Annotated in this window: 10 protein-coding genes and 1 pseudogene; 4 read left to right on the top strand and 7 right to left on the bottom strand. The window is 62.7% G+C overall.

The genetic code is table 11. The features are described 5' to 3' along the window. The first annotated feature begins 85 nt into the window (after nucleotides 1–85). Together dxs and OU993_RS02980 are read left to right on the top strand one after the other, a co-directional pair. Nucleotides 86–2002, top strand: coding sequence for a 1-deoxy-D-xylulose-5-phosphate synthase (gene dxs, locus OU993_RS02975; RefSeq protein WP_268154773.1), 1917 nt, complete (start codon nucleotides 86–88; stop codon nucleotides 2000–2002). 453 nt (nucleotides 2003–2455) lie between these two features. Next, on the top strand, nucleotides 2456–2890 hold the full coding sequence (locus OU993_RS02980) for a hypothetical protein (protein ID WP_268154774.1): 435 nt from the start codon (nucleotides 2456–2458) through the stop codon (nucleotides 2888–2890). A 440-nt stretch (nucleotides 2891–3330) separates the two neighbouring features. Here the strand turns inward: OU993_RS02980 and OU993_RS02990 are convergent, their stop codons facing one another. The 5 genes and pseudogenes from OU993_RS02990 to OU993_RS03010 form a co-directional block, all read right to left on the bottom strand. After that, a complete protein-coding gene (locus tag OU993_RS02990; RefSeq protein ID WP_268154775.1) occupies nucleotides 3331–4461 on the bottom strand; it encodes an esterase-like activity of phytase family protein in 1131 nt (376 codons plus the stop codon). A gap of 118 nt (nucleotides 4462–4579) precedes the next feature. Beyond that, nucleotides 4580–5587 (bottom strand): DUF4424 domain-containing protein, encoded by a 1008-nt coding sequence (locus OU993_RS02995; protein ID WP_268154776.1) that lies wholly within the window; start codon nucleotides 5585–5587, stop codon nucleotides 4580–4582. 70 nt (nucleotides 5588–5657) lie between these two features. Beyond that, entirely contained in the window at nucleotides 5658–5954 is a 297-nt protein-coding gene (locus OU993_RS03000) for a helix-turn-helix domain-containing protein (protein WP_268154777.1), read from the bottom strand. Next, a pseudogene (locus OU993_RS03005) lies at nucleotides 5936–6259 on the bottom strand (type II toxin-antitoxin system RelE/ParE family toxin). Before OU993_RS03005 ends, OU993_RS03000 begins: the two are co-directional and overlap by 19 nt. A 121-nt stretch (nucleotides 6260–6380) precedes the next feature. After that, nucleotides 6381–8462 (bottom strand): methyl-accepting chemotaxis protein, encoded by a 2082-nt coding sequence (locus tag OU993_RS03010; protein ID WP_268154778.1) that lies wholly within the window; start codon nucleotides 8460–8462, stop codon nucleotides 6381–6383. A 228-nt stretch (nucleotides 8463–8690) separates the two neighbouring features. Between OU993_RS03010 and OU993_RS03015 the strand changes: the two genes are divergently transcribed. Both OU993_RS03015 and OU993_RS03020 read left to right on the top strand, forming a co-directional pair. After that, nucleotides 8691–9473, top strand: coding sequence for a TlyA family RNA methyltransferase (locus OU993_RS03015; RefSeq protein ID WP_268154779.1), 783 nt, complete (start codon nucleotides 8691–8693; stop codon nucleotides 9471–9473). Then, nucleotides 9470–10717: a class I SAM-dependent RNA methyltransferase gene (locus OU993_RS03020; RefSeq protein ID WP_268154780.1), complete on the top strand. Its 1248-nt coding sequence runs from the start codon at nucleotides 9470–9472 to the stop codon at nucleotides 10715–10717. Before OU993_RS03015 ends, OU993_RS03020 begins: the two co-directional genes overlap by 4 nt. Nucleotides 10718–10720: 3 nt before the next feature. Here the strand turns inward: OU993_RS03020 and OU993_RS03025 are convergent, their stop codons facing one another. Both OU993_RS03025 and OU993_RS03030 read right to left on the bottom strand, forming a co-directional pair. Then, entirely contained in the window at nucleotides 10721–10978 is a 258-nt protein-coding gene (locus OU993_RS03025) for a hypothetical protein (RefSeq protein WP_268154781.1), read from the bottom strand. Between the two features lie 158 nt (nucleotides 10979–11136). Further along, nucleotides 11137–13239 (bottom strand): methyl-accepting chemotaxis protein, encoded by a 2103-nt coding sequence (locus OU993_RS03030; RefSeq protein ID WP_326493820.1) that lies wholly within the window; start codon nucleotides 13237–13239, stop codon nucleotides 11137–11139. Between the last annotated feature and the right edge of the window lie 211 nt (nucleotides 13240–13450).

A 13450-nucleotide genomic window follows, 5' to 3' on the forward strand; every position in this document is an offset into this window, starting at 1 on the left:
GCTTTGTGACACTTGAAAAAGCCGTGTTTCTCCTCATGTTGGGAAGAAACAAAGGCTCCGCGAGAGCAGAAAAGGCATCCCCATCGTGACCTCCATGCCCAAGACGCCGCTTCTGGACCAGGTGACCTGGCCCGCCGACCTGCGCCAGATCGAAGACCGCGACCTGCCGCAACTGGCCCGGGAAGTGCGCGACGAGATGATCGACGCCGTCTCCAAGACCGGCGGACATCTGGGCGCTGGCTTGGGCGTGGTGGAACTGACGATTGCGATCCACAAGGTGTTCAACACGCCGGATGACCGGCTGATCTTCGATGTCGGCCACCAGTGCTATCCGCACAAGATCCTCACCGGCCGGCGCGAGCGCATCCGCACGCTGCGCCAAGAAGGCGGGCTCTCCGGTTTCACCAAACGCGCCGAGAGCGAATACGATCCGTTTGGCGCGGCGCATTCCTCCACCTCGATTTCCGCCGGCCTCGGCATGGCGGTGGCGGCCGACCTTTCCGGCACACCACGCAACGTGATTGCGGTCATCGGCGACGGCGCGATGTCGGCCGGCATGGCTTACGAGGCAATGAACAATGCCGGCGCGCTCGACGCCCGCCTCATCGTCATTCTCAACGACAATGACATGTCGATTGCCCCGCCGACCGGGGCGATGAGCGCCTATCTCGCCCGGCTTGCGTCGGGCCGCACCTATATGGGCGTGCGCGAATTCGGCAAGAAACTCACCGCCTATCTCGGCAAAAATGTCGACCGCGCCATCACCCGGGCCGTGGAACATGCGCGCGGTTACGTGACCGGCGGCACCATGTTCGAGGAAATGGGCTTCTACCATATCGGCCCGATCGACGGGCATTCCTTCGAGCACCTTCTGCCGGTTCTGCGCAATGTGCGCGATAATGCCAAGGGCCCGGTGCTGATCCATGTGGTGACGCAGAAGGGCAAGGGTTATGCGCCGGCGGAAGCCGCGGCCGACAAATATCACGGCGTCAACAAGTTCGACGTCATCACCGGCGCGCAGGCCAAGGCGAAACCCAATGCGCCGAGTTATACGAGCGTGTTTGCCGATGCGCTGGTGCAGGAGGCGAAGCTTGACGAGAAGATCGTCGGCATTACCGCGGCGATGCCGAACGGCACCGGGCTCGACAAGCTGCAAAACCTCTATCCCGCCCGTACCTTCGACGTGGGCATTGCCGAACAGCATGCGGTGACCTTTGCCGCCGGCCTTGCGTCTGAAGGCTACAAACCCTTCTGCGCGCTTTATTCCACTTTCCTGCAGCGCGGTTACGATCAGGTGGTGCATGACGTGGCGATCCAGGGCCTGCCCGTGCGTTTTCCCATCGATCGCGCCGGTTTCGTCGGTGCCGATGGGCCGACACATGCCGGCTCCTTCGACACCGGTTTCCTTGCGTCCCTGCCCGGCTTCGTGGTGATGGCGGCGGCCGACGAGGCGGAACTGAAACACATGGTGCGCACCGCCGCCGCTTACGACGACGGCCCGATCTCCTTCCGTTATCCGCGCGGCGAAGGGGTGGGCGTCGACCTGCCGGAGCGCGGCGAAATTCTTGAAATCGGCAAGGGCCGGGTGATGAAGCAGGGCGCCAAGGTGGCGCTCCTCTCCTTCGGCACGCGGCTGGCCGACTGTCTGCTGGCCGCCGAAGACCTGGATGCCGCGGGCCTTTCCACGACGGTTGTCGATGCGCGCTTTGCCAAACCGCTCGACCACGACCTCATCCGCCAGCTTGCCCGCCACCATGAGATCGTCGTGACGGTGGAGGAAGGCGCCGTGGGCGGCTTCGGCTCCCAGGTCATGCATTTCCTCGCCAATGACGGCCTGCTGGATCGCGGCCTCAAAATCCGCTCGCTGGTGCTGCCGGATCTCTGGATGGACCAGGCGAAACCCGAAGTGATGTATGCCAAGGCCGGCCTCGACCGCGCCGGGATCGTGAAGACGGTGTTCACGGCGCTCGGGCGTGGGGTTCAGGTGGGTGCGGCTGGGTGATCAGGGGGCATTGGTAAAAGAGGCTTATTCCGAAGTGTTTGGTTTTGGCCAGACACCGAAGGAAGGGCGGGTAAACAACTGCTCCCATGACGTTCAAGAATAACGAAAGCCATACCTGTCACGTTGACAGTAGACTGTCACCTGCAACTTGACTTTGAAGTACGCCCTGAATAGATTTTGGGCGTCGAAAATGGCGGACCGGTATGGTGAGCCCCGGTCGCCCTGCTTGATAAGCAGGGATATTCCATCCCCACTGAAAGGGGCCGCGGACCTCGACGGTAGCAGGCGTTTCGCGTGCTCCGTTCATCTGCGTTCGACAACTTTCTTCGCAGAACACGGTCGCCTTGAGACGCTGTTTTTCCAATGGCGCGCGTCGCCACGTTGAAGGATGACGTCATGACTACAGGAATTCTCGTTGCTCTCCCGCTTGTCTCGCTCGCGGGGTGGCTCTCGATGTTCGGTCTCAAGCATCGAAACCTCTTTGCGGGAGACGTTGCCGGTCTGATCTATCACCTGGCTCTTATCCCTCTGATCGAGCACCTTCCTGGTGGGCCGGAGGTAAAATTTGCAGGCTATCTGTGGCTTTACATGGATGCGCTGGTCGACATGGTGTCGATCAATCACATCGGGGAAAAGATCGTTTGGGCGTTGCGCATGGGTGTTCACCTCTTCGCTGCGATCTGGATCTGCGGCGTCTCTTGGGGTCTCGGCGGTGCTGCGATGTGGATCGGCATGCCGCTCGGATTATTCCTGGCGGTGCATGCAATCTTTCTGGCTGATGTTTCCAATTCGAGGGCAATCCTGGCAATCGGCGTAGTGCCGCTCATGTCAGCCTGGCTTGTCGCGCTGGCACTCTCCTTTCTGATGGGGGGAAGTGCTCAGCTGTAATGCTACGAAGGCCGCCTTTTTGGGCCGCTCTCCAGGATGGACCTGATCCCCGCAGTGGCATCGGTTTTCGAGCCATAGGCACGCAGGCTGTGTTCGTCGTTCACCCATGCGGAGATGATCACCTTGGTGCGGAAAAAGAACAACCTCCGACGTCATCCTCGGGCTTGACCCGAGGATCCACCGCGCAAGCGGCATGTCCGTGCGACGTTCGGGGGTGACCGCATGGATCCTCGGGTCAAGCCCGAGGATGACGGCGGGGTGGGCGTTGCCGGAACAAGGACACTGCCGGCAAGGAGGATAGCGCGGACGCGGTCGATGGGACACTTACTCCTCGTGGGCGATGCCCGGCAGGACAGAGGGGGTGCCTCACGCACCGCCCTCTCCTGCCCTCGAAATCGGCGCGGCCTTGCGCCCGCGCCGCTCACCGGGCGGCCAGCGCCTCAAGGCCGCTTCAGCACCTTGAAAGCGTAAAACTGCGTTTTCTGCTGCGGATTGAAGTTGTTGTCCGAGACAAAGACCAGGAGGTCGCTGCCGTCCGTGCCCTTGGCAAAGGTCATGCCCTCGATATTGTCCGGATCGAGGCCGAGGGCGCGCAGGTCGAGCACCTGGCTCTTGCGCACCGGCACCACCGGCTGGTCGGCCTTCGTCAGCGAGGCGACGCCGGAGACATCGGTTGCGCCTGCCGTGTCGATCATGAACACCTTGATCGAATTGCCAAACCCTTCGGCAAAACCGCGTTCGATCACCAGAAGACGGTGATCATCAAGGGCGAGGCTTTCCGTCGCGCCGCTATCGTTCCAGCCCTTTTCCTTTTTCGGCGCCTGGCCGATCGGCTCGACCGGATAGACATATTGAGCCTTCGGCTGGCCGCTTGCCGCATCGTAACGGATCATGCGGGTCAGCGCACCGGTGGTGAGGCTGGCGATCGGGCCATCTTGGTTGAGCGCGGATTCGAGCTGGACCATCAGGTCGCCGTTTGGCAGCACGGCCATGCCTTCGAAAGCGAGGTTGTTGCGGATGCCGCTCGTATTGTCCGCGGTCGGGGCAAAACCCTGCGGCAGGCTGAATTCGCGCACGAACGACCCGTCCGGGCTTGCGACGCGCACGAAAGGCGGCAGCAACTGCTTGGCGTCACCTTCGCTCGTCCAGTAGAGGCCGTCCTTGCCCAAACGGATCGCTTCCGGATCGACGGCCTTGGCAGTGAAGGGCTCGCCTTTCTCCGTCTTCAGCGTCACGCTGCGCAGAACCTTGACGTCCTTGATGCCGGTAGCGGAGGCGTCAATCGCCAGTTCGTAGAAGCGGGCCGGTGCCTTTTCCGACCGATCGTCGGAGATCGCGATGTAGTGGCCGGTGGCGGGGTCGAAATCGATGCCGGAGAGGCCGCCGAGCTCCACGCCGTCCACCAGGGTGCCGGTGGCGATGTCGAAGGTGCCGGCATAGGCCAGGCTGAGCGCAGCCGTGCAATCGCCGAAGGGGCACGGGGTGGAAACTGTCGTGCCGATCTCGGCGGCATGGGTGACAGACAGGCTGACGAGAGCGAGCGCTGTGCCCGCGAGGAATGACTTCAACATGATGATGCATCCTTGAAAAATCGTTGGCGAGGCAGGCGGGCGATCAAATGCATCGCCCCGGGTGCGCTTCTGCCTAGACCCTCAAGTTTGCAGCCTTATAACAGCGGCACGCCCCGCCTCAGTTCGGGCTCGGTGCCAGCAGGAACAGAATATCCAGATCCTTTTCCGGCCAGAAATCGGTCTTTTCCATCACGAAGGTGGTGGGACCGGTCTTCTTGATGCCGTCGGCGCAGAGGCTGACGTAGTTTTCCGGTTTGCCCTTGTCGATCGTCAGCTTGAATTTCGAAATATTGCCGCCCCAGTTGGCGCCGGTCTTCAGCACGTAGGAGAGCCAGGCTTCGGTATAGGTCGGGCTGTCCGGAGAGGCCGCCTTTTCCAGCTTGGCGGCGGTTTTCATGAAGGCATCGTCCAGGCAATAACGGGTCTTGTAGCTGTCATAGTTGAAACCCGGCTTGCCCTGGTCGATGAAGCTCAAAGCCACCGTGCCGCCGACGCTCGGTGTGTACCGGTGGCTGACGCGTACGGTCTTGCCGGCCGGAAAGGTGGTCTTCCACCAATAGACCGAGTGCAGCGTCCAGAGCGGCCGGTAGATGGTCTGCCAGCCTTTTCCCGCATCGAAGGTATCGGGATAAAGCAGGCCCTTGCCCACCCAGTCCTTGAGGGTCTCGGGCGGCAGGGTCTTCAAGTCCTCGACGGCCTTGTCGCTATAGGGCAGGACCGAGATCTTGCGGCTGCGCAACTCATCCGTCCAGTCGATCGAGAGCGCGCTCACCCGCTGCTGCAACTGCGGCTGGATGGCCTTGCCGTCCTGGGTCACGGTAAAACCCAAAAAATTGTCGGCCTCGTAATCGGGAACGGCGACATTGCTTTCCGGCTGGGTGACGATATCGGGCATGGGGAACGCGATGATGCTCGTCACATCCGTGTCGCTGGTGTTCTTGAACACGTAATCGACGCGCACCTCATCCATCGACAGGAAGAGGTTTTCCTCGACCATGGAGACGTCTTCGGTGACGACATAAGCGAGCCCGCCGGTGCGCAGCTCCGCCATCGAATCATTCGCCAAGGCCGGAACACCAGTTGCCGCCAGCACGCCCGCTGCCGCGAAGCTCAAAATTTTCCGCATGATCTTTCCCCACCCGAAATCGCGCGAAAGGTAGCACGCAAGCCGCCGGACGGAAGGGGGTAAAGAAAAATTAGGCCGCCTGCCGCACCCGGATCTCGATCTCCAGATCGGCGCTCGCAGCGATATTGACGAGCGCATCGAGCGAGAATTTCGCAAGCTTGCCACGGAGCAGATCATTCGTGCGTGGCCGCGTCAGGCCAAGTCGACGTGCCGCTTCCTCTTGCGGAATATCCCAGCTGCGGACAGCCTTGCGGATCTCATAAAGCAGGGCCGAGCGCGCCTTGAGGTTTGCGGCCTCTTGCTGTGTATCTGCCAGAGCATCCCAGACGCTGTCGTGAATGTCCGAATTCAACGCTGTGTCTTCCATCGTCTCAATCGCTCCATCGCAAGATCAAGGTCCTTCTTCGCCGTTTGCGCAGTCTTCTTCTGGAACGCGTGGATCACCACGACACGATCGTCAAGCACCGCCAGATAGATGATGCGATAGGCCCCAGAGACATCCCGTATCCGGATTTCCCGCACACCCGAACCAACCGTTACCATCGGTTTCCAGTCCTGCGGATCTTCGCCTCGCTGCAGAAGCTCGAGCTACCAACCCGCATCGATCCGAACATCGTCCGGAAATGCGCGAACATCTGCCCTGCTGCTTCCCAGCCACTCGATCCGTTTCATGACTTTAATGTATCAGAATGGATACACCCTGGCGACAGGAAAGATCCGCCGCTCCTTGTGGCCCAAAACAAAAAGAGGCGGGTTTGCGCCCGCCTCTCATCTCCGTATCCGATCGGGGAGATCAGAACTCTTCCCAATTGTCTTCCGCGGGTTTGCCACCGCCGAAGGCCTGGGCAAGCTTGCCGTGCAGGGCGCTCGCCGGCGACGGGGCCGGACGGGCCGAGGCGGTGGCGGCGACAGGGCCGCGGCCCACGACCGGTTTTGCCACCGTTTTGGCGGCAGGCTGGGCCGCGGGTTTTGCCGCAGGCTTTGCCATTGGGCGGGCCATCGGCTGCGATGCGGTCGCGGCTGAGGCAGGACCAGCCGCAGGGGCGGCTGCCCGCGGGGCAGACGGGCGCTGTGCAGCGGGGCTGCCTGCTCCCAGCTTGAACTGGCGCAGGAGCTCGTCCAGTTCACCGGCCTCACGGGCCAGCGTATGGCTTGCCGCCGTCTGTTCTTCCACCATCGCGGCATTCTGCTGCGTGTTGTGGTCCATCGCGGCAATCGCGGTGTTGATTTCCTGCAGGCCGATCGACTGTTCGCGCGAGGAGGTGACGATCGCCTTGATGTTCTCGTTGATCTGCTGGACCTCGACGACGATCGCTTCCAGCGCCTCGCCGGTTTCGCCAACCAGTGCCACACCGGCATCCACCTGCTGGCTGGAGGTGCTGAGCAGCGTCTTGATCTCGCGCGCGGCATTGGCGGAACGCTGCGCCAGTTCGCGCACTTCCTGCGCCACGACCGCAAAACCCTTGCCGGCTTCACCGGCGCGTGCCGCCTCGACGCCGGCATTCAGCGCGAGCAGGTTGGTCTGGAAGGCGATATCATCGATGACGCTGATGATGTTGATGATCTCGCCGGACGACTTGGAGATGCCTTCCATGGCGGCAACGGCACGGCGCACCACTTCGCCGGATTTTTCGGCGCCGAGGCGCGCGCGTTCGACGCGCTGGCCGACATCTTCCGCCCGCTTGGCGGCATCCTTGACGGTCGTCGTGACCTCTTCGACGGCGGCCGCCGTCTGCTCCACGGAAGCAGCCTGACGTTCGGTGCGCTTGGCAAGATCATCCGTTGCAGACTGGATTTCCGCGGCACCGGCATTGATGGCCGATGCGTTGCGGCCGACGCTCTGCAGCGCGGACTGGAGCTTTGCCACCGCCATGTTGAAATCACCACGCACGCGGTCCAGGTGTTCGGCAAACGGACGGTCGAGGCGGTAGGCCACATCTCCGTCGGCAAGCTTCGACAGACCGTCGGCGAGAGAGTTCATCGCGAACTCGATCTCGGCGGCCTCGCGTGCCTTGCGGGCATCGTTGGCCTGGCGCTCCTCTTCGCTCGTCAGGCGCAGTTCCTCGGTCTGTTTCGACAGGCGCACCTTTTCGATCGCGGCATCCTTGAAGACGGCAACGGCTTTCGCCATCTGGCCCACTTCGTCGGCCCGGTCGAGAGCCGGCACCTCAATATTGTTGTTGCCGGCGGCAAGGGCCGTCATGGCGCGCGTCATGCCGACGATCGGCGTGACGATCGCCTGCGACAGCAGCCAGATGAGGCCGACCGAAATCACGCCGGCCACGGCGCCGCCGATCACCAGCGTCCACAACACGACGGCATGCGACTGTTCCTGCTCCCGAACCTTTGCGGTGGTCAGGCTATGAAGGTTTGCCTTGAGCTGCGCGGCAAGGCTGCGGAAACGCTGCAGTTCCGGCGAGGCCTCACCCGCGGCCTTCACGACGGCTTCGATGGCCGCCGGATCCTTGGCCGCCTGACGCGCCTTCAGCTGCGGCTCGACCACGGAGGCGAAAAAGCTTTCGGAAGCCGTCTTGAGCTCGGTCAGCGTACGGGCAATCTCGGGCGCGGCACCGGCCGGTTTCAGGGCGGCGTCCAGGGCTGCGACCGTCTCCTTCTGCTTGGCATAAACGCCGTTCAGCAGTTCGGGATTGCCGGTCAGCATGTAGCCGCGCTGGTTGAAAGCGAGCTCCAGCTGCGTTTCCGCCGTATCGGCGACAGCCGCCTGGATTTCCTGGGCGATCGTCAGACCGCGCGAGGCATCGGCGGACCGCATGGCCTGAAGGAAGACAACAGCCGATGCCAGAAGGCAAACCGACATCAGCGCAAGGAAGGTGCTGATCAGCTTCTTATTGAGAGAGAGATTTTTCAGGAACATCGCACACCGCACTCAGAGATTCGGTTCACACCGTTGCCGACAGAGAATCCGATGGATGTTAAAATTGCGTTGCCCGCGCGCCTCAACTCTCGCGTATCATCATCTCAGCACCACTTTTTTGGTACTCGCTCACCTGCATTTTGCCTGGAAATGACATTCGTCAAGTGTTGTGTGCATGCGCACGCCTTTTCCCTTGCGCCGCGGGCCAAGGACCGGCATTGACGGCAGATGACATCCAAATCCTCCGAAAGACTGGACCAGCTTCTGGTCAGCCGCGGCCTGTTTGCCAGCCGCTCGCGCGCCCGCGATGCGGTGGTGCGCGGCACCGTGCGTGTCAACGGCAGCGTCGTCGAAAAACCGGGCCAGGTGGTTGCCGCCGATGCAGACCTTGCCATCGATGATCCCGCCCAGGCCTATGTGTCGCGCGCAGCACTGAAGCTGACGGCCGCGCTCGATCATTTCGGCATTGATCCGGCGGGACATCGCTGTCTCGATATCGGCGCCTCGACCGGCGGCTTTACGCAAGTGCTGCTGGAACGCGGTGCGCAGCATGTTGTGGCGGTCGATGTCGGGCACGGACAGATGCACCCGATGATCGCCTCCGACCGGCGTGTCACCAATCTGGAAGGGCTGAACGCCCGGCATATGGAGCGCGAGGATATCGGCCCCGAACCGGTGACGCTCGTCGTCTCGGACGTCTCGTTCATCTCGCTGAAGCTCGCGCTGCCGCCGGCTCTTCAGCTTGCGGAACAGGGTTCGCTCTGCGTGCTGCTGGTGAAGCCACAATTCGAGGCGGGGCGCGAGGCAATCGGCAAGGGCGGGCTGCTGCGCGATCCGGAGAGCGCGCCAGAGGTCGCCGCCGAACTGGAACGCTGGCTGGTGGAGGACATGGGCTGGGCAAGCCTTGGGCTGATCCCCTCCCCGATCGCCGGCGGCGATGGCAACCAGGAATATCTGCTGGCGGGGCGCAAGGTCCTCGCAGACCAGGACGCGGACGAGGACCAGGAATGAGCACGCAGACAGTCTCGATCGCGAGCCTTGGCGCCAAGGGCGACGGCGTCGCGCATACCACCGACGGGCCGGTCTTCGTGCCTTATGCGCTGCCAGGCGAAACGGTAGCAATCGCCAGGGTGAAAAACCAGGGCACGATCATGTCGATCACCACCGTCTCGCCCGACCGTGTGACGCCGCCCTGCCGGCATTTCGGCCCGGATGGCGTGGGCGGCACCTGCGGCGGCTGCGTGCTGCAGCACCAGGCAAAGACGCCCTACAATGCCTTCAAACGGCAGATCCTCATCGACGCCTTGAAATCGCAGGGCATCGACGTGGGCGTGGGTGAGACGGTGGAAGCCCATCCCCACCAGCGCCGCCGGATGGTGCTGACGGTGCGCCGGCGCGAAAAGGAGATCGTCATCGGCATCAATCAGGCCGAGACCCACCATGTGGTGCCGATGGAGGAATGTCCCATCGCATCCTCCGGCATTATCGGCCGGCTGGATGCGCTTAAGGCGATTTCGCGAGCGAGCGGCTGCGATGCCTTCCGCATCGTCGTCACCGAAACCGTGACGGGCCTCGACATCTCACTGGAAGGGGTGCGCAACGGCCTGAAGGAAGCGGAGCGCCGGGCGGTCACCAATGCGGTGCTCAAGCTTTCCGGCATTGCCCGTGTCTCGATCAATGGCGAAATCCTCATCGAACCGGAAAAACCGCTGCTCGATTTCGGCGGCGCGCGGGTGGTGTTGCCACCTGGCGCTTTTACCCAGGCGACCCGCGAGGCGGAAGAGGCGATGGCCGAGATGGCGATCGCGCATCTCGGCAAGGCCAAACGTGTGGCGGACCTGTTTGCCGGCATCGGCACCTTTGCGCTCCGGATCGCCCGCAAGAGCAGCGTGCATGCCGTGGAATCGGAAGACAAGGCAGTGAAGGCGCTCGATCAGGCGGCCCGCAATACGCAGGGGCTGAAGCCGGTCAGCGTCGAGCGGCGCGATCTCTTTCGCCGGCCGATGACACCGCAGGAGCTGAAGACCTATGACGCCGTCGTCTTCGACCCGCCGCGCGCCGGCGCCGAGGCACAGTGCCGCGAACTGGCGCTGTCCTCCGTCAAGAAAGTGGTGGCGGTCAGCTGCAATCCGCTGACGCTCGCGCGCGACCTCTCGATCCTGATCAAGGGCGGCTACAAGGTCGTTTCGGTCACGCCCGTCGACCAGTTCCTCTGGTCATCACATGTAGAAGCCGTGGCGCTGCTGGAACGGTAAGGCTCAGCCGCCGAGCTGCAGCGTGCCATTGCCGACCACGCCGCTGCAACGGCAACGACCGCCGACCCGGCCTTCCTGTGCGCGGCAGACATTCGGGTATTTCTGCTTGGCGCTGTCCTGTGGCGGCACCACGCAAACATATCGCTGGCGCGGCTTGTAATCGTTCTCGTTGATGACACGGGTGTTGGGACCCGTGGACTGCGCCATGGCCGCCGCCGATGTCATGAGCAGCAGCGAAAGACCGGTCATCAATCGAATCATGAGGAAACTCCGCACAGGTTGATCATCATCGCATCATCCTTGGCCAGCAGGAATGAACGCGGCGTGAATGCGAGGGAAAAGAGGTCTCGCGACGAAGACCGGTTCCACGCGCCTGTGCCAGGCGCGTGGACATCCGTGCGGTGCCAGGCCAGTCTTGCTCAGGCTGCCCGGCGTGTTCCGCCCCCCTGCGAGGTTCTTGCCGGATTTGCTTCGTCGCCGATCCGGAACTGAGCCAGCAGCGCATTGAGGGTCGCGGCTTCGCCGGCCAGGCCATGGCTTGCCGCAGTCTGCTCCTCGACCATGGCGGCGTTCTGCTGCGTGCCCTGATCCATCGTGTTGACTGCGGTATTGATCTCCTGCAACCCGGTCGACTGTTCGCGCGCGGCCCGCACGATCGCTTCGATATTGCGGTTGATCTCCTGCACATCCCGGACGATGACATCGAGCGCCTCGCCTGTCTGATTGACGAGGGTCACGCCATTCTGCACCTGGTTGACGGAGGACGTGATCAACGCCTTGATCTCCTTTGCCGCGGTGGCAGAACGCTGGGCAAGCTCACGCACCTCCTGCGCGACCACGGCAAAGCCCTTGCCAGCCTCGCCGGCGCGCGCGGCCTCGACGCCGGCGTTGAGCGCCAGCAGGTTCGTCTGGAACGCGATATCGTCAATGACGCCGATGATGTTGGAAATCTGGCTCGACGATCTTTCGATTTCCTGCATGGCCTGTACCGCCTTGTCGACGATCTCGCCGGACTTCTCGGCACCGCCGCGCGCACGGGCAACAAGCTCGCCCACCTCTTCGGCGCGTCGGCTGGAATCCTTCACCGTGGTGGTGATCTCTTCCAGGGCCGCAGCGGTTTCTTCCACCGAAGCGGCCTGCTGCTCTGTCCGGCGAGCCAGATTGTCGGCCGATGCGCGGATTTCGGACGCACCGGTATCGATCGCCCGGGCGTTGCGCCCCACTGTCGCGAGCGCATCGTTCAGCTTGCTGACGGCGGTGTTGAAATCGACGCGCAGCCTGTCGAGATCGCCCGCGAACGGTGTCTGGATCACGCAGGTCAGATCGCCGTTCGACAATTGTCCGAGCCCCTCGGCGAGGGAGTGGACGGCGAAGGCCGTCTGTTCGTCCGCCTGCGCCTTGGCGGCTTCGCGGTCGCGCCGCTCCTGTTCGCCCATTGCGCGGGTTTCCTCCGCCTCCTCTGCCAGCCGGCTGCGCTCTTGCATGTTGTCACGGAAGACCGCCACAGCAGCGGCCATATGGCCGATCTCGTCGCGGCGGCTGGTGCCGGGAATGGAGACCGAGACATCGCCACTGGCAAGCCGGCCCATCGCGCCGGTCATGTCCGTGACCGGACGGACAACCAGACGCGACAGAAGCACCGCCAGAACCGCAATCATCGTGCAGACGCCGGCAATGGTCGCCACAGCAAAGGCGGCGCGGAAGGCCGAGACGCTGGCAAAGGCGAGGTCGCGGTCAATCTCGACCCCGAGATACCAATCGCTGCGCGGCAATCCATTGATCGGGAGGAAGCTGACCAGCACCGATTTGCCGCCAACCGTCGTTTCCGAGAGCGTGGAACTGATGACCGGCGTGTTCTGCGGGAAACGATCGGCGAGTTTCTTGGTCACCAGCGTCTGGTCGCGGTGAACAAGAATGGTGCCATCGCTCTTGACGAGGAAGGCAGACCCCTTGCCACCCACATCCACTGACTTGATCATGCCGACCAGCGTGGTGAGGGAAAAATCGCTGGCCGCGACGCCGAAGAGTTTTCCATCGCGTTTGACCGGCATGGCCGCGCTGATGATGAGGTTTCCGGTCGAGGCGTCGTTATAGGGATCGGTCAGAACCAGCTTGCCGGCATTGACGGCCTCCTTGTACCAGGGGCGTTTGCGCGGGTCGTAGTCAGCCGGCAGCGGCTGCTCCGGAACGCTGGTGAACGTGCCCTGCTCGTCGCCGACATAGGTTGACAAGAACTCGCGCAGCAGCACCGGATTGTCGAAGGCGGCGGTGATGGCCTGCGGTGATCCGGCCTTTGCGGCAGCACTGCCGGCCAATTCCGTCAGCATCACGCGTGCCGCCAACCAGTTGGCAATGCTTTGTGCCGCCTGCGAACCCGACGCCTCGATTTCGCTGCGGACGGCTCTCTCCGTCACATTGCTCTGCAGGCTATCGATATAAAAGGAAAAACCGCCGAATGCCGCAACAATTACAAGAGAAGCGGCCACAAGGATTTTGGTCATCAAATTGGATTTGGAGCGCACGGAAGGCAACCCTGCAGTGGTCAGGCGCCTAGGGGGGAGCGGGGGCGGCCTGATTGATCGTTGTCTCAGTCGCACTGACCACAACACCGTCATGACGTTGCGTATGCCCTCAAAAAGCATCGGGCAGACGCTAGCCAAGAAGCGTTAAGGCACCTTTAAACACAAGCCGGACCCTTGGGCCATCGAACCGCGCCCCGGAGCGTGTCGTCAC

The sequence above is a fragment of the Rhizobium sp. SL86 genome (assembly GCF_026672545.1).
Classification (GTDB): Bacteria; Pseudomonadota; Alphaproteobacteria; order Rhizobiales; family Rhizobiaceae; genus Neorhizobium.

What these genes read in the sequence shown, in the direction of transcription:
- OU993_RS02980 (WP_268154774.1), top strand. Translation starts at nt 2,456, where the DNA reads ATGTTCGGTCTCAAGCATCGAAACCTCTTTGCGGGAGACGTTGCCGGT.
- OU993_RS02990 (WP_268154775.1), bottom strand. Translation starts at nt 4,461, where the DNA reads ATGTTGAAGTCATTCCTCGCGGGCACAGCGCTCGCTCTCGTCAGCCTG.
- OU993_RS02995 (WP_268154776.1), bottom strand. Translation starts at nt 5,587, where the DNA reads ATGCGGAAAATTTTGAGCTTCGCGGCAGCGGGCGTGCTGGCGGCAACT.
- OU993_RS03000 (WP_268154777.1), bottom strand. Translation starts at nt 5,954, where the DNA reads ATGGAAGACACAGCGTTGAATTCGGACATTCACGACAGCGTCTGGGAT.
- OU993_RS03010 (WP_268154778.1), bottom strand. Translation starts at nt 8,462, where the DNA reads ATGTTCCTGAAAAATCTCTCTCTCAATAAGAAGCTGATCAGCACCTTC.
- OU993_RS03015 (WP_268154779.1), top strand. Translation starts at nt 8,691, where the DNA reads ATGACATCCAAATCCTCCGAAAGACTGGACCAGCTTCTGGTCAGCCGC.
- OU993_RS03020 (WP_268154780.1), top strand. Translation starts at nt 9,470, where the DNA reads ATGAGCACGCAGACAGTCTCGATCGCGAGCCTTGGCGCCAAGGGCGAC.
- OU993_RS03025 (WP_268154781.1), bottom strand. Translation starts at nt 10,978, where the DNA reads ATGATTCGATTGATGACCGGTCTTTCGCTGCTGCTCATGACATCGGCG.